General features: G+C 62.8%; 16 protein-coding genes. 8 read left to right on the top strand and 8 right to left on the bottom strand.

Annotated features, from left to right (window positions below; all coding sequences use genetic code 11):
* The first annotated feature begins 30 nt into the window (after positions 1-30).
* The 3 genes from BB347_RS10965 (at position 31) to BB347_RS10955 (ending at position 4248) form a co-directional block, all read left to right on the top strand.
* Positions 31-549, top strand: coding sequence for a peptidylprolyl isomerase (locus BB347_RS10965; RefSeq protein ID WP_076581728.1), 519 nt, complete (start codon positions 31-33; stop codon positions 547-549).
* Positions 550-687: 138 nt separating this feature from the next.
* The gene (locus BB347_RS10960; RefSeq protein ID WP_076581404.1) at positions 688-3768 is read left to right on the top strand and encodes an FAD-binding and (Fe-S)-binding domain-containing protein; all 3081 of its coding nucleotides are present in this window, start codon (positions 688-690) and stop codon (positions 3766-3768) included.
* Positions 3769-3903: 135 nt separating this feature from the next.
* Positions 3904-4248 (top strand): cupin domain-containing protein, encoded by a 345-nt coding sequence (locus BB347_RS10955; protein WP_076581402.1) that lies wholly within the window; start codon positions 3904-3906, stop codon positions 4246-4248.
* A gap of 39 nt (positions 4249-4287) precedes the next feature.
* Here BB347_RS10955 and BB347_RS10950 read toward each other — a convergent pair whose 3' ends face one another.
* From BB347_RS10950 to BB347_RS10940, 3 genes are all read right to left on the bottom strand, one after another.
* Positions 4288-4572 carry a hypothetical protein gene (locus BB347_RS10950; RefSeq protein WP_076581400.1) on the bottom strand — a complete coding sequence of 95 codons (285 nt, stop codon included), beginning with the start codon at positions 4570-4572 and terminating at the stop codon, positions 4288-4290.
* A gap of 58 nt (positions 4573-4630) precedes the next feature.
* Positions 4631-5680, bottom strand: coding sequence for a hypothetical protein (locus BB347_RS10945; protein WP_076581398.1), 1050 nt, complete (start codon positions 5678-5680; stop codon positions 4631-4633).
* Positions 5681-5803: 123 nt separating this feature from the next.
* On the bottom strand, positions 5804-6829 hold the full coding sequence (locus BB347_RS10940; RefSeq protein WP_076581396.1) for a hypothetical protein: 1026 nt from the start codon (positions 6827-6829) through the stop codon (positions 5804-5806).
* 176 nt (positions 6830-7005) lie between these two features.
* On the opposite strand from BB347_RS10940, the gene BB347_RS10935 reads away from it, so the two are divergent.
* Complete coding sequence (locus tag BB347_RS10935) at positions 7006-7593, top strand: hypothetical protein (RefSeq protein WP_076581394.1); 588 nt, start codon at positions 7006-7008, stop codon at positions 7591-7593.
* Between the two features lie 72 nt (positions 7594-7665).
* Here BB347_RS10935 and BB347_RS10930 read toward each other — a convergent pair whose 3' ends face one another.
* Together BB347_RS10930 and BB347_RS10925 are read right to left on the bottom strand one after the other, a co-directional pair.
* Positions 7666-8232 (bottom strand): HPP family protein, encoded by a 567-nt coding sequence (locus tag BB347_RS10930; RefSeq protein ID WP_076581392.1) that lies wholly within the window; start codon positions 8230-8232, stop codon positions 7666-7668.
* A 99-nt stretch (positions 8233-8331) separates the two neighbouring features.
* Positions 8332-9381 carry an AAA family ATPase gene (locus tag BB347_RS10925; RefSeq protein ID WP_076581390.1) on the bottom strand — a complete coding sequence of 350 codons (1050 nt, stop codon included), beginning with the start codon at positions 9379-9381 and terminating at the stop codon, positions 8332-8334.
* 230 nt (positions 9382-9611) lie between these two features.
* On the opposite strand from BB347_RS10925, the gene BB347_RS10920 reads away from it, so the two are divergent.
* On the top strand, positions 9612-10112 hold the full coding sequence (locus BB347_RS10920) for an FxLYD domain-containing protein (RefSeq protein ID WP_076581388.1): 501 nt from the start codon (positions 9612-9614) through the stop codon (positions 10110-10112).
* A gap of 95 nt (positions 10113-10207) precedes the next feature.
* Here the strand turns inward: BB347_RS10920 and BB347_RS10915 are convergent, their stop codons facing one another.
* The 3 genes from BB347_RS10915 to BB347_RS10905 form a co-directional block, all read right to left on the bottom strand.
* Positions 10208-10552, bottom strand: coding sequence for a hypothetical protein (locus tag BB347_RS10915; protein WP_076581386.1), 345 nt, complete (start codon positions 10550-10552; stop codon positions 10208-10210).
* A 195-nt stretch (positions 10553-10747) separates the two neighbouring features.
* Positions 10748-11587 (bottom strand): PspA/IM30 family protein, encoded by an 840-nt coding sequence (locus BB347_RS10910; protein ID WP_076581384.1) that lies wholly within the window; start codon positions 11585-11587, stop codon positions 10748-10750.
* Positions 11588-11761: 174 nt separating this feature from the next.
* Entirely contained in the window at positions 11762-12631 is an 870-nt protein-coding gene (locus tag BB347_RS10905; protein ID WP_076581382.1) for a winged helix-turn-helix domain-containing protein, read from the bottom strand.
* Between the two features lie 122 nt (positions 12632-12753).
* Here BB347_RS10905 and BB347_RS10900 point away from each other — a divergent pair, with 122 nt between their 5' ends.
* The 3 genes from BB347_RS10900 to BB347_RS10890 all read left to right on the top strand — a co-directional run bounded on the left by BB347_RS10900 (position 12754) and on the right by BB347_RS10890 (position 15966).
* Positions 12754-14319 carry a M23 family metallopeptidase gene (locus tag BB347_RS10900; RefSeq protein ID WP_076581380.1) on the top strand — a complete coding sequence of 522 codons (1566 nt, stop codon included), beginning with the start codon at positions 12754-12756 and terminating at the stop codon, positions 14317-14319.
* Between the two features lie 26 nt (positions 14320-14345).
* Positions 14346-14978: an alpha/beta hydrolase gene (locus BB347_RS10895; protein WP_076581378.1), complete on the top strand. Its 633-nt coding sequence runs from the start codon at positions 14346-14348 to the stop codon at positions 14976-14978.
* A 403-nt stretch (positions 14979-15381) separates the two neighbouring features.
* A complete protein-coding gene (locus BB347_RS10890; protein ID WP_076581376.1) occupies positions 15382-15966 on the top strand; it encodes a CAP domain-containing protein in 585 nt (194 codons plus the stop codon).
* Positions 15967-16358 lie beyond the last annotated feature (392 nt).

The raw sequence follows: 16358 nt of genomic DNA, 5'->3' as shown, positions 1-16358 counted from the left end.
GTTTTCACTCGGCCGACCGTCGTCGTGCGTATGGGAGACGTTACTGCGACACTCCACACGAACAAGGGAGACATCGATGTCGAACTGTACGACGAGCGCGCGCCGAGCACGGTCGACAACTTCGTCGGACTCGCGACCGGGGGCAAGACCTGGGAGGACCCCGAGACGGGCGAAGAAGTCGACGGCGAGCCGCTGTACGACGACGTCGCCTTCCATCGCATCATCGAGGGCTTCATGATTCAGGGCGGCGACCCGACCGAAACCGGCCGCGGCGGCCCCGGCTACCAGTTCGACGACGAGTTCCACGACGACCTCCGTCACGACGACGCCGGCGTCCTGAGCATGGCGAACTCCGGCCCGAACACGAACGGCTCGCAGTTCTTCATCACCCTCGACGCACAGCCACACCTCGACGGCCGCCACTCCGTCTTTGGGAAGGTTACCGACGGCATGGACGTCGTCGAGGAAATCGGCAACGTCGACACCGACGCGAACGACCAGCCACGAGAGGACGTCGTCCTCGAGTCCGTCTCCGTCGATTACGAGTAATTCGTTGTCGAGCGACTACCGTTTTTGCGCGAGCGTCGATCGCGATCACCTCGAGTTACATTTCAGACACGAACGCGATCGGTCGTGGTATCTTCGGTAATGCTGAGCCTTTTAGCCACCTGTGCGTAAGGGACCCACATGTCTCTGGAGCCGAGCGCCGATCCGGCTACCGACCGACGCGCGAACTACGACTATCGAAGTGACGACGTCGACCGTCCGGCGCTAGTCGACGACCTCGAGGCGCTCGTCGAGTGTTCGATTCGCGCCGACTCTTACTCCCGCGAACTCTACGCGACCGACGCCAGCGCGTACGAGCTGACGCCGATCGCCGTCGCGTTCCCGGAATCGACGGCCGACGTCGTCGGGATCGTCGAGTACTGTCACACGAGATCGATTCCGATTCTCCCGCGAGGCGGCGGGACGAGTCTCGCCGGTCAGACCGTCAACCGGGCCGTCGTGCTCGACTTCACGCGCCACATGAACGACGTGCTCGAGATCGACACTCGCGAACGAACGGCGACGGTTCAGCCCGGAACGATCCTCGGAACGCTCAACGAAACGCTCGCGGACCACGACCTGAAGTTCGCGCCGGACCCCGCGTGGGGCGACAAGAGCGCCATCGGCGGCGCGATCGGCAACAACTCGACGGGCTCGCACTCGCTGAAGTACGGCAAGACGGACGCCTACATCGAGTCCGTCGAGGCTGTCCTCGCCGACGGGACCCAAACCACGTTCGGCGAGGTGACGCTCGAGGAACTCGCCGAGCGCGGCGACCCGGACGGCGACCTCGAGGCGCGAATCTACGCCGAGGTCAGTCGGATCGTCGAGGAGGACGGCGACCTGATCGAGGAGGCGTACCCCGACCTCAAGCGAAACGTCTCGGGGTACAACCTCGACCGCCTCGTCGCCGAGGCTCGCGGGAAGCCTCTGCCCGGCGGCCAGGAAACCGGCGAAGCGGGGACCGTCAACCTCGCGCGACTGTTGGCCGGCAGCGAGGGTACGCTCGCCATCGTCACCGAAGCGACCGTCTCGCTCGAGCCCGTCCCCGAGACGAAGTCGGTCTCCCTCCTGTGCTACTCGGACCTCCACGACGCGATGCGCGACGTCGCGCCGATCCTCGAACACGACCCCGCGGCGGTCGAAGTGTTGGACGACGTGTTGATCGACCTCGCCCGCGACACGGCGGAGTTCGGCCCCGTCGCCGCGATGTTGCCCGAGGGGACGAACGCCGTCTTGCTCGTCGAGTTCTACGCCGACGACGCCGAACACGGGAAGGAACAGGTCGCCGGCTTGCTCGCCGATCGCGTCCCCTCGGCGAGCCCCGCCGGAGACGTGCCAGCCGACGCGCCATCGACACCCGAGGCGGAGGCCGAGACCCTCGCACTCGAGGCGCTCGAGGCCTACGACGACGAAGAGCGCGCACAGCTCTGGAAGCTCCGCAAGTCCGGCCTGCCGATCTTGCTCTCGCGGACGACCGACGCCAAGCACATCTCGTTCATCGAGGACACGGCAATTCCGCCGGCACAGTTGCCCGAGTTCGTCGAACGGTTCGAGGAAATTCTCGAGGACCACGACACGTACGCCAGCTTCTACGCCCACGCCGGCCCGGGCGTGTTGCACATCCGTCCGCTGGTGAACACGAAGAGCGAGATCGGAATGGATCAGCTTCACAGGATCGCCGACGACGCGACAGACCTCGTGGTCGAGTTGGGCGGTTCGGTGTCGGGCGAACACGGCGACGGCCGCGCTCGCACACAGTGGAACCAGAAGCTCTACGGCGACGAACTCTGGGAGCGCTTTCAGGACCTCAAGACGGCGTTCGACCCCGACTGGCTCCTGAATCCGGGACAGGTCGTCTTCCGCGACGACGATCCGACCGACCTGCGCGAGCACCTTCGATTCGACACCGACTACCACTTCGAATCCGGGTTCGAGCCCGAACTCCACTGGGAGAACGACAACGGCATGCAGGGGATGATCGAACTCTGTCACGGCTGTGGCGGCTGTCGCGGCGAGCAGGAGACGACCGGCGGCGTGATGTGCCCGACGTTCCGCGCGAGTCGCGAGGAGATCACCAGCACCCGCGGCCGAGCGAACGCGCTCCGGCAGGCGATGAGCGGCGATCTCGAGCCAGAGGAGGCGACCTCGGAGGAGTTCGTCGAGGAGGTGATGGGCCTCTGTATCGGCTGTAAGGGCTGTGCGATCGACTGCCCGAGCGAGGTCGACATGGCGAAGCTCAAAGCCGAGGTGACCCACGAGTACCACCAGGAACACGGGGCGACGCTCCGCGATCGGTTCTTCGCGAACGTCGCGACGCTCTCGGCGTGGGGCTCCCGTCTCGCCCCCCTCTCGAACGCGATGGCGAAGGTGCCGGGTGCGCGAACGGTCCTCGAGAAAACGATCGGGATCGACGCGAGTCGCTCGCTGCCGAAATTCCACTCGGAGACGTTTCGCGACTGGTTCGAGACGCGAGGGGGCTCGCAGGTCAGCGAGGCAGACGCTGATCGAAAAGTCGTCTGTTATCCCGATACCTACACCAACCACAGCCACCCCGAAGCCGGCAAAGCCGCCGTTCGAGCGCTCGAGGCTGCGAACGTTCACGTCACGGTTCCCGACGACCTCGGCGATACCGGCCGCCCCGCGTTCTCGAAGGGCTTCCTCGAGCAGGCTCGCGAGACGGCTCGGAAGAACGTCTCGAGGCTCGAACCGCTCGTCGAGGACGGCTGGGACGTGGTCGTCGTCGAGCCCTCGGACGCGGTCATGTTCCAACTCGACTACCTCGACCTCCTCTCGAGCGACCGGGCCGAACGCGTCGCGAACGCGACCTACGGCGTCTGCGAGTACGTCGACACGTTCCGACTCGACGAGGAGATGGCGTTCGCTGATGGGGTCGCGTCGGATCTCGTCTACCACGGCCACTGCCACCAGAAGGCCGTCGCGAAGGACCACCACGCCGTCGGCGTCCTTCGCCGGGCGGGCTACGCCGTCGACCCCCTCGATTCGGGCTGTTGTGGCATGGCCGGTAGTTTCGGCTACGAGGCCGAACACGCCTCGATGAGCGACGCCATCGCCTCCATCCTCTACGAGCAAGTCGACGACAGCGACGGCGAGCGCGTCGTCGCTCCCGGGGCGTCCTGTCGAACCCAACTCGAGAACCGACCCGGTGCGACCGAGGAGCCGCCCACCCCGATCGAACTCGTCGACGCCGCCCTCGAGTAGGCCCTCATCGGCGACTCGAGTAGGTCCCGTCGGCGACTCGAGTAGGCCCCGTCGGTGGAGTGCCGTGGCGACTCCTCCGGCAGACCGATTTCCGCTTCCCCCACCGATTTGGCGACGCCGGTCGATTGTCCAGCTATGGGCTACGATACTGCGTCCAAAACCGACCCGGAGTCAGTCGTCCCCGAGGAGTTCGGCGGCATGTGGTTTCTCAAAGACGAACTCGAGGCCGACCACATCGGCTTCTCGATCCTCGAACTCGAGCCGGGCGGGAAGGGGAAAGAACACGACGAGACTCACACCGACCAGGAGGAGATCTACTACGTCGCGAGCGGCAGTGCCGAGGTCGAACTGACCGACCGAGACGAGACGGTGACCCTCGAGGAAGACGACCTGCTCCGACTCGATTCGGAGGAATCACGACAGATCTTCAACCGCGGCGACGAGCGCGTGAAACTGGTGCTCGTGGGCGCGCCGCTGTAACCTCGCGAATCGAGCGTTTCGCGTCCCCAGACGCACGTTTCAGATGACGTCGTCGGGTTCGTGGACCTCCGCCATCCGTTTCGCTTCGGCAGCATAGTTCGCTCGCTGCTCGGAATCCTCGACGTTCCCGAGATTCGTGGGTTCGACCTCGACTGCTGCGGTCGTGTCTCGAGCGTCCGTAAACGAGGTGAGCGCGCGCTCCTTGCGGAAGTATTGGTCGCCGTCGGTCGTCGCGTAGGTGAGGATGATCAGATTTTGCTCATCGTCCGAGTACGTCCGTTCGACTAACCAGACGCGGACCTCGTCGGTGGCTGTGTGGGCCATGCGTTCGTCTCCGACGCCGGAGCCGAAGTAACCCGGGTGGGGACGACAGCGTGAGTCCTCACTCCGAATCGTTACTCCAGTCGATCTCCTCGCCGCGACTCGAGTCCCGGAGGATGAACGGGCCGATGGCGAGCGTTCGTTTGGCCATCGTCGCGATGCGGAGGACGAACGCGATCAACAGGAGGAAGGGGGTGACGGCGATGGTCGACGTCAGCGCGACTACCCAGACGGTGGCGTCAATGCCGAGGAGGGTCCCGCTGACGGCGTCCGCGTCGAAAAAGAGCAGCATGGACATCGTGACGACCAGCGCGGGGATCGCGACGTACATCATCGCTCGCGAGAGGTTGATGAGTTCCCACTGGAAGTACAGCGTCTTGAAGTGCTCACGGGCGAGGCCGAAGAGTTTGAGCGACTCGAGGAGGTCCTCGTAGGCCTCGGTCGCCTCCTCGTCGAAGGAGTCGACGTGGGCGTTTTTGATCCGGCGGGCGCGAAAGATCTTCCAGGAGTAGTTGTAGTCCAGTGCCGACTTGATCACGCCGTACGTGCCGAACTGAGCGTTCTCGAGGTCGGCTTCGATCGAATCGGCGTGGGTCGTCAGGTTATCGGTAAAGTCGTCGACGCGCTCGATGAGTTCGTCGTCGTGGCTATCGGAGACGGTTCGCTTGAACTCGCTCGCACGCTCCTGTGAGGCGGCAATAATTGCTTGCATGAACGAGGACGGCTCCGGCGGGCTGATCGGCGCGTCGATCGACTTCTCGATATCTTCCCGAAACTCGAGTGCGCCCTCGAGTCGGCCTCGTTGGTCCTCGACGGCACCCAGTTCCTGTGAGAGCACGAGCGAGTTGATCGTCACGACGAGGGTGACACCGGTGATCAGGGCCGTTACGAGCGCCTGAAAGAGCGTGTGAACGGGTTCTTTCTCGCCCATCAACGCCGGGAGCGAGACGGGGCTGACGTGGCTGACGACGAGCAGACCGACGAAGACGAACACCATCAACCAGACCGTGACGAGCCAGCGATTCGCGTTCAACAGAAACTCGTGTTTCAAGGTTGGGTCGTCGCTTCGCTCTGCCATCGTGTCACTCGGCGTGGAACCGTCGTCACTCATCGCTCGAGCAGACCAAACAGGGACGGTCAGAAATAGATGTGGCAGGCGGCGAATCTCAGCGCTTCTCGGCCCGATTTCTGGAGTGAAGGCGACCCTCGAGCATCCGACTGAAGTGCCTCGAGACTACCCGAGATCCTCGTCTCGAGCGGACTCTCTGAGGATGAACGGCCCCATCGCGAGCGTTCGCTTGGCGACGCTCGCGATCCGGAGAATGTAGGTGATGAAGACGACGAACGGGGAGATTCCGGCGACGAAGCCGGCGCTGGTCACCCAGACGAGGTTGTCCACGCCCAACGTGGTTCCGAGTAGGGTTGTCCCGTCGACGTACATGATCATGATCGCCATCACTGTCAGCGCGGGGACGGAGATGTACAACAGCGCACGCGAGAGGTTGATGAGTTCCCACTGGAAGTACAGCGTCTTGAAGTGTTCTCGAGCGGGGCCGAAGTAGCGCAGCGTCTCGATCATTCGGGAGAGCTTCTCGTTCGCGTCTTCCGACAGCGCCCCCTCGTGGTGCGTTCGAATCTTTCGGGCGTCGTGAATCTTTCGCGAGTAGTTGAACCGAAGCGCGTTCCAGATCACCGAGAACGTCCCGAACTGAGCGTTCTCGAGCCCGTCTTTGACGAACTGGGCGTTCCCGGTGACGTCTTCGACGTAATCGTTGACCTCCGCCTGTAGCCCCTCGTCGCGTTCGTCTTCCATCTCCTCCTCGAGTTCCCTGGCTCGTTCTTCGATACCGTCGACGAGTTCCCAGAGGAACGCGGCGGGTTCCGGCGGGCTGATGTCCTCTTCGATCGTGTCTTCGATGTCGTGTTGGAAGTCCATCGATGCGCTCATCCGATCGCGCTGGTCGCCGATCGCGCCGAGTTCCTGTGAGAGGACGAGTTGGTTGATCGTGACGACGATCGACGTCCCCGTGATGATCGCGCCGATGAACGCCGAGAAGAGGAACTCGATCCCGTCTTGGTTCTCGACGATCGTCCGCAATGGCGTCAGCTGCAAAAAACTGGTGAGCACGAGCACGACGTAGACGACGAGCAAGATCGCTCCGGTAAACGCCCAACGGTTCAGTCGGAGCAAGACCCACAGTCGCGTCCCCCCGAGTCGATCCTGTCCGTCGGTATTCCCGCTTGTATCGGTGTCGCTCATCGAGTACCAGTTCCACTACTGCGAGTGGCAAAACACCCGACCCAGGAAGTGACGGCACGCCGATGCATTCTCGCTCGACGTGAGATTCGTGCCCGCTCACAGTGCGGTCCGTACGGCGCTCGGACAAGCTATTTGGCACGTTTTTTATCCGGCTCCCGCTCCTACTGATACGTGCGATGAGCTACCAGATAGACGATCCGACCACGTTCGGCATCGGCGGGTACGCAAACTGGCTTGTCGGTGGTGCGGTCGGTGGCGCTATTGGGTCGTTGCTCTTCGGCGCGATACTGTGGGTGATGGACCCATCGATCATCACCGACGCGATTCCGGCGATATACGGCCTCGAGCCGATTGGCACTGCCGGATGGCTGTTCCATCTGGCACACGGGCTCGTCATCGGCGCCGTCTTCGGGCTCTTGGTCACGAGAGGGCCGATCCTGGGGACGATCACCGCCGACGTCGAGACCGGATTTCTCTCGGCGATGGGGCCGGGTCTTCGACTGACGCTCGCGGGCGTCGTCTACGGCCTCGCAATCTGGGCGTTCCTTCCAGTGATCGCCCTGACGCTGTGGACGACGATCGGCGGCGCTGCCGATCCGGGTTTCCCGGGACTCGCTCTCGAGAGTCTGACGGGTCACCTGCTCTACGGCCTGTTGCTGGGCGCGTTGTTCGCGCTGATTACCGATATGACGTCGGAAATAGAGACGGTCGACGCACCGTTCAGGGAGGCGGACGACTCGCCGCGAACTGAGAGTCGTCGATAACTCACCTGTCGGTCTTTTTGACGTTCGAGCGTACGAGTAGCCGTTTTCACGTCTCTCTCGTGTCTCCTTAGCTCAGCGTGGATCGTTCGGTTCGACGCCGAAGAGGTCCTGCACTCGTTCGACGATGAGCCCGTGGAACCAGACGAGGAGGATCACGGAGGCAACGATGATAATGACCTCGAGCACCGTCGACATGAGTCCGAGCGCGACGATCAGCGTCGTCGCGCAGGCGGCCGGATGGTTCGTGTCCGTCCAGAGCATGCCGATGGTCGTCAACACCATCGCGACGGTTCCACTGAGGACGAGGAAGCCGACGTCACTCGAGAACGGGGCTCCCTGTTCGAAGACGTCGACGGCGACGAGACCGTCGGCGAAGACGAGATACGTGACGAGTCCGCAGACGGCGGCGATGGCGTGTCCGCCGATGACGTGGTACGATCCCTCTGCACGCGGCTTCTCACCGGTCGCGAGCAGGTACGCCGACGGGCCGAGGCTGGGAAAGAGAAACGGCTGTCCAGACCCCCAGGCGAGTCCGCCGAGGAGCACGAAGTGTAAGAGGACGTTCGTTCCCGCGCTGAGGTCGTCTCGAAGGTTGATCGACTCCCCAGCGTCGAGTCGAAGTTTCTCTAACAGTTCCATTCTCCCCATGATACTCCGGAGTAACAGATAAACGACCCGCCATCACCTGCTGTACGCCGAGTCGCCAGCAACTACGGCAGGACGTCTGTACGCGCCTATTCAGTCTTCGTCCCCGCTGTAGGAAACCTCGAACGGCCCCGCTTCCGGTTCCTTCTGTGGCAGCATCGGCCCGATTGAGGACGTTCGACGGGTGATGGTTGCCGTCCGGAGAATGTACGCGACGAGCAACGAGAGCGGCGAGACGACGATCGCGATGAGGCCGCTGACGACGAACGGCAAGTACGCCACGCTCACCGTCGGGCCGGTGAGATCCGCGTAGACGAACCCGAGTATCATCGCCGCGAGGATCGCCGGAACGCCGAAGTAGATCGTCAACTGCGAGAATCTGGTGAGTTCGCGCTGTAAGTACGTCGTCTTGAAGTGTTCGCGCGTCGTGATGAACAACTCGAGCGATTCGATCAACTTCTCTAACGAGTCGGACGCCTCGTCGGAAACGGACTCGTGGTGTCGTTCACGAAGCTGTCTGGCCACATACAATTGCCAGGCGGCGTTGAACGCGACCGCCGCGGACATCGCCCGAAACGTCCCGAACGTCGTCTGCTCGAGGGTCTCGTCGATACGGTCGGTGCTCTCTTTGATCCCAGTCGTGTATCGTTCGATCAGTTCAGCCGCCTCGTGGTCGTCGTCGACGGCATCCTCGAGTTCTTGGGCCTGGTGGTGGATGGTCTCGATGACGAGTTCGAGCAACCGCGAGGGCGATGCCGGACTCGCCGGAACGTCAGCTAGTTCTGCAACGTTCTCTCGGAAGGCCAGTACGCCTCCGAGTTGCTCGCGGGCGTCGCCCGCGGAGGCGAACTCCTGTGAGAGGATGAGTTGGTTGATCGAGACGACCAGCGTGACCAGCGAGAAGGTGCCGGCGATCATGCCGCCGGCGAGTCTGGTAATCGAGTCGTCGTTGGTGACGGCGATGAACCCGATTTCGTTGAGGACGAGAAACAACACGAAGACGCCGAGCGAGACGAGTGCCGCGACGAACAGCCGGTCACCCTCGACGAGCACCCACTCTTTTACCCTCGTGATCGAACTCGTCCGCTTGCCGATCTCAGCGCCGTGAGATTCGAGCGAGTCGTCGCTCTCTGAAGCGGCCATACTCCCGTTCCCACCGGGCGAACCAATAAGGCCTGCATTGCACATCCAGCTTATAGATACAGTAGCGAACAGTGACGAGTTCGGACTGGTTGCTGGTCGTGCACACCGACAGCCGACGGCGCTGACGGTTCAGGGCCTACACTGAAATGCACTCGTGGTGTCGCGTTTTGTATGATTTGTCGCGGACACACTCCGGTACAACGCTCCTCGTCTGCAGGCGGTGGTCGGCGATGACAGCATCTCCAATCGGTCGTCGCCGACTCCTCATCGCCGTCGGTGCCGGCTCGAGCGCCCTCCTCGCCGGCTGTAACGGTGGTGGCCCGGGTGTCGAGGGTGAACCCGACTACGAACGAGAACCGATCGAGGACATCGACGCCGAGGACCGCTCGGAAACCGAACTGACCGCGGCGGATGCGCTCGCCGAACAGGAGATCGACGAGGGGGTCTCTGCCCTCGGAGAACTCTCGTTCGAACGCCACGAATTCGTCCTCGAGGACGGTTTTCGGGGCCCGACCGTCCAAGGGGTCCTCGAAAATACGGGCGACGAGCGAATCGATCTCGCCGAAGTACGCGTCCGCGTGTACAACGACGACGGCGATCAACTCGGACGCTACCTCGATACGATCGGAGATTTAGACGGCGAAACGACATGGGAGTTCCAGGTCATCATCCTCGAGTCGCCGTCCGAGTTGGCGGAGTACGATATCACGGCACTCGGCACGCCGAACTGATCGATACGTCATCACGCTCACGCATTCGGAACGCTGAACAGATTGACACCGTCAGTGAGCTGCAGTCGATCGATGCCAGCCCATCGGCGACTCGCTCACTCCGCACGCTCGAGCAATCGGTCGTCGACACCCGCCTCGACGTCGTCGGCGTCGATTGCGAGCGAGTACGCCGGTCGTCCCTTTCCCGTCGGCGACCGCCGGTCTCTCTCGGCTTCCTCGAGAAACTCCGCGTCCTCGAGTCGGTACAGCGAGCGCATTACGTCCGCTTCGGAGACCGTGCCGACGATGTCCGTTTCGGCGCTCTCGAGGTGTGCTCGACAGGCGTGTCGAACCTCGTGTGCCTGGACTGGCGTCTCGTCGCTTCGCTGGCACGTCGCCACGCAGAGTAACACCACTTGTTCGGTCGTCGATAACGCTTCGAAACCCGGATTCGTCCCCATAAGCGCGTTTCCACGTCGCCCGTGGTAGTCGTTGCTCCTCTCTCCAGTTCGTGTGAATGTCGGTTCAGGCCGTCACCCCGCAGAAAGTGAGCCTTACGCACAACGTTGTCGTCCACACACGAGAACGCCTCCGGCAGCGCTACTCGAGTAACATTGGCCCTCCGTAAAATCGTCTACTCCGTGTGAAACCGGAGATCAGGCGTTCTCTTCGTCCTGCAGTTCGGCGAGTTCGGCATCGATTTCGCTGTCGTCGACGTCCTCCTCGAGTTCCTCGAGTTCGTCCTCGTCGACGTCGACGTCGCCCTCAGCGTCCGGCGCTGATTCCCCCTCGGTGTCACCCTCGCCGACATCGGATTTGAGCGTCTCGAGTTCGGCTTCGACGCCGCTGTCGGTCGACAGTTCCTCGAGTTCGCGGTCGATATTGTCCTGGTCCGAGAGCACGTTGTCGAACGCACCGGATTCGTGCAGTTCGTCGAGTGCGGCCGAACGCGCTTCCATGTCCTCGGTCTTCTCCTCGGCGCGCTCGATGGCGCGACCGACGTCTTCGAACTCCTCTCCGGTTGCCGTCATCGCTTCCGAGACCGTCGAACTCGCCTCTGCAGCCTCGTAGCGGGCTTTCATCGTCTCCTTTTTCGTGCGGAACTCCTCGATGCGGTTCTGGAGTTCGTTCTTCTGTTCGATCAACTGATCCTGCTGGCCCTGTAATTCGGAGATCTGGCGCTCGAGATCCTCGATCTGGTTCATCTTCGTCTTCTTCTTCTCGAGGGCGCGCCGACCCAGATCCTCACGACCCTGTTCGACCGCCGTTCGAGCCTGCTCGTTGTGTTTTTCCACGTTATCCTCGAGTCGGCGCTTTTGCATCTCGAGGCGCTTTTTCTGCGTGGTAAGGTCGGCGATGCCGCGTTTGACGTCCTGAAGTTGATCCCGCATCTGCTCGTAGGAGTAATCGAGCGTCTCCGTTGGATCCTCGGCTCTGTTGAGCACCGAGTTGATCTTCGACCGGATGATGTAGGAGGTCCGAGAGAGGATGCCCATGCTAGGTACGTAACGCTCGTCACCCTTAAAAACATCACATCATCGACAGACGATGACGGAACCGGAGACTCTGGCGCGGTAGCGAACGTAAACTGACCGAACGCGAACGCACCAGCTACGCCAGGATCGAAGCAGTAGCCGAAAATCGGGTGACGTCGTCGACTCGAATCCCGATCAGCCGTCTACACACACCGACTGCACCGTGACGGTGTCGTCGACGACGACCGTCGCCGCCCCGTCGTCACCGTCGATCTCGAGGGCGAGTTCGAAGGGATCGCGCGACTCGACTCGCACCGTTACCTCGGGGAGTTCCCAGTCGTATGGCTCGCGACCAGTCCCGATTTCCTCGAGTGCGGCGACGACCCGTTCGTCGTACAACACCGTCGCGAGCGGCGCAGTTCCGACGGTGTACGTACAGGCGTCGCAGTCGATCTCGATCCAGTACTCGGCGTCTTCGACGGCGTCGACTCGAGGGTCGACCGTCGTCGTCCCTGCACAGAACGGACACTGGCCTTCGGCGGCCATCGCGACGTGGTGTCTGGCCCGACGGGTGACGGCTCGAGCGACGGCGTCCGCATCTCGACCGTCGAACCCGCGTCGGGGGAACGGATACGTGAATCCAATCCAGTCGCAGGCGCTGCAGTCGACGGAGACGAAACCGCGTTCGTACTCCAACACCAGCGTCGCGTCGCAGCTCGGACACGCCGCGTCGATCTCGGTCGGGTCGTACTCGAACTCGACAGTCGGCTGGTGGGCGAGCACGGCTCGATAGAGCGCCGTCACGCTCGCCGTCGGCACGTAGCCGTCCTCGACCTGCCACACGTAGACGCCGCGAAGCTTGTCGAGGTGGTAGTTGAACTTGCCGCTGTCGCGCATTCCGACCGCGTCCATCAACTCGGCGTACGACCGCGGCTCCGTGTAGACTGCCTGCCAGTCCTCGAGCAGCGCCAGCACGATCTCGAGGCGGATCTCGTGGTTGAGCAGGGAGAACGCCTCCCGAACCTGGGGTCCGGAACCGGCATCGCTACTCTCGTCCCTGGTCATGGCCTGGGCTACTCTTGATAGCTAATTGATGTTTCCGGAGCGACGTTGCGAGGAACTATCAACTCGCGTTGTGAAATCGTCTTCACAAAGCGATTACGTCCGTTCCCGACCGAGAGTCACTAATGACTGACCGAGCCACCACCGAGACGGCGACGCCCTCAGCGCGGCTCCGGAGTGCGCTCCGGTCGTTCGAGCCGATGTATCTCGTCGCCCTCTCGGTGCTCGCGGTTCCCGGCTACCTGTTCGACTCGCTGGCCTTTCTACAGGTGTTTCAGCTTTTCTTCCTCTTCTTCCTCTGGCCGCTCGTCGCTCCGCTGGTCGGACTGGTCTTCGGCCGTTACGCCGACGAAACGGACGCGACGGAACCGACCGACTGGATCCACATGGGGACGGGACGAGAGTACGCGATCGGCTACGCCATGCTCGTGCCGACGTTTTTCAACCCGCTCGTGATGGCCCAGGACCTCCGGCAACTCCTCGGCAGCGCCGTCGCGCTCGTGCGCCACCGCGGATCGATTCCCGACCGCGAAACCTACGAGCAACGCGTTTCGTACCGACTTCCCGTCGACGGTACCTGGACGGTCGTCACCGGCAGCCTCGAGCGAGAGTACTCTCACTCGTGGTTCCCGGTGAACCAGCGCTACGCCTACGACTTCGTCGTGACGGACGACGCGGGCCACTCGGCGACGGCGGAGGGGCCAACGGCCGTCGAGAACTACTACTGCTACGACGAGCCGATACTCGCGCCCGCCGACGGAATCGTCGTCGACGTCTCGGATGGCGACCCTGAGGCGAGCCACGGCGGCGGTCTCTCACACCTTCTGAAGCGCGACATTCGCGGCAACTACGTCGTGATCCAGCACGCGCCCGACGAATACAGCAGTCTCGTCCACCTCGTCCCCGGCAGCGTTGCAGTCGAGCCAGGCGACCGCGTCGAACGCGGCCAGCGAATCGGTCGCTGTGGCCACTCCGGCAACTCCTCGGAGCCACACCTTCACTTTCAGATCCAGGACCACCCGAACTTCGAAATTGCAGCGAGTCTCCCGATCACGTTCGACGGCGTCGAGACGGAGTCGCCCTGGCTCGAGCGCGAGGCAGTCGACTCGACGGCCGCGGATCCCACGCTCGAAGAAGGGGACGGAACCGACGACCAGTCGCCGACCGCTGTCGACGGCGAGCGCGACCGCGTCGCGATCACGGCTGGCCAGCGCGTTACCCACGTCGACACCTGCGACGACGAATCCTCGAGCGCGCCGTCGAGCCAGCAGTCGGATCGGCCGATATCGTCGTGGCTCGAGCGGTTCGGGACCGGCGTCTCCGTCGGCGGTGTGATCACCTTTTTCGTCGGAATCGTCGCGTCGTGGTCGACCGTGGTGACCCTGCTCGCCGCGTCGGTAGCGATCGGCGGATCGTACTGGCTCGTCGGCCCGCTCGTTCGGGGCGAGGGTGTCGGTCTCCGACTGACGCGTACGGGCGTCCCGATCGGACTCGCGCTCGCGACGACGACCGTCTGGTACGCCGCATCGTCGACGTTCGTCGCTGGTCGCCAGACGGTCGGCGGGGCGCTGTTCCTGGTCGGATTCGGCTGTCTCGTCGCCGTCGCCGAGTACGATCGGCGTCGATTGGGGCGGGAGTTCGACGGGTTCGAGGCCGTACCCGACGCCGACTCGCAGCGACACGGGTCTTGATTACCCGTCGCGCTCAAGCGACTGCTATGACCGACGTATTGATCCCCGGCGGCCGCGACGTCCGCGGGACGCTCGAGGAACCAGACGACGAGCCACGCGCCGTCGTCGTCGCCTGTCCGCCACATCCACGACACGGCGGGTCGCGTCGAGACGCCCGACTCGTCGGCGTCGCGGAGGCCCTTTGCGAGTCGGGTATCGCCTGCTTGCGATTCGACTACGGCGAGTGGGACGACGGCTACGGCGAACGCGAGGACGTGCGAAACGCGATTCGCTGGGCCAGAGACACCGACCGCTTCGACGGCGCGAGCGGCGACGAACGAGAATCGCTCCCCGTCGGCGTCTTCGGATACAGTTTCGGGGCGAGTATGGCGCTGCTCGCGGCCCCAGACACCGATCCCGCGGCCGTCTCCGCACTCGCACCGACGGCACGGATCGCACCTGATCTCGACGTCGTCGCCGCCCTCGAGTCACTCGAGTGTCCCGTTCAGATCCTCTACGGTGAACGCGATTCGACCGTTGAGTGGGAACCCGTGGTCGAACGAGCGCGAGATCGCGGTGACACCGTCTCGTCGATGGCTGGGGATCACTTCTTTTCCGGAGACCGTACGGCGATCAGTGCCGAGGTTTCAGGATTTTACGACGATCTCCTTTCGAAGTGAATTCGACGCGCACTGTTGGCGTCGAAGCGGGTGGAATCGGCGGACCGACTCGTGATCGAAGCGAGTTCCGAAACTGCCGCTGGTACCGCCTCGCTGGCTCGTTCACGCGTGGACTCCCCTCGAGAACTCGCCTCTCGAGTCACTCACGTTCAATTGTTTCACTGTTTGAAACAGTTTGGCCGGCCGGCGATCCTCGCTCCTCGACGCGGTTCATCCGGGTAGTCAGTTTCACCTTCGAACCGAGCTGATCGGGCTTCGAGGCGCCACGACTGCACTTTCCTGTCGATTGCGTTAGCTACAACCGTGTTCTCGCGGCACTCTCAACACCCGCCGGATCGCGAGAGACTCAAATTTTGATGAACGTTCGGACAATTTTTATTACTCGTTTCCAGACCTACTGCGGATGAGAAGACGATCGAAATCGATTGGAACTGGAGCGCTCGCCGTTATTCTCGTGGTGAGTTTGATCGGTGTTGGGGCGACAGCACCCGTCTCGAGTGCGACCGAGGACACCGACCAGTCGGCCGACTCGGTCGACATCGACGACGTCGAACAGGCGATCCACGACGCGGTGAACGAAGAACGCGCCGCCCACGGCGTCGACGAACTCGAGTTCGACGACGAGCTCCGAGACGTCGCGTACGTTCACAGCGAGGACATGGTCGAGCGCAGCTACTTCGCCCACGAGGACCCGGACGGTGACCGGTTCCTCGATCGGTACGAGGATGCGGGATACGAGTGCAGCGTCAACGGCTACCTCGGCGGTGAGAACCTCGCCCAGACGTGGTTCGACACGCCGGTGGCCACTGACGACCGCGGGACCGTCCACTACGAGGACGAACAGGAACTCGGCGAGGGTATCGTCGACCAGTGGCTCGGCTCGTCGGGCCACGAGGCGAACCTCCTCGCTGAACACTGGGAGAACCAAGGTATCGGCGTCTTCGTCACCGACGACGATCAGGTGTACGCCACGCAGAACTTCTGCTGACGCCTCGCCTCACGCAACAATCGAAGCGCACATCTCGAGCCTCCGCGTCGGAGCGGCGAAGAGATCCCCGTTCGAACAAACCACTCTCTGGTGTCGTGCGTTCGTCGAAGACGAGAGGCGTGATACGCTCCCATAGTTCGTGAACGAACTTTCGACTGATCTGTTACGAGGAGGCTCTTCAATCGGATGTCCGCGGAGCGATTCGCCACGAACGTTCTCCTACCGCCGAGTTACATGGCATCGGAAACATACGCGCTGTTGTGGCTCGATGAACGACAATCACGCCCAGCGTACTGTCCCTTTTCAGTCGTTCAACTATCGGTGTACGTAGCTAACGGTGACTATCCAGCGACTATTACTCTCCTTTTGAGCGGTAGCTCGTCGGTTACTAT

The organism is Natronorubrum daqingense (assembly GCF_001971705.1).
GTDB classification, from domain to species: Archaea; Halobacteriota; Halobacteria; order Halobacteriales; family Natrialbaceae; genus Natronorubrum; species Natronorubrum daqingense.
This window is presented reverse-complemented; position numbering and strand designations above follow the sequence as displayed.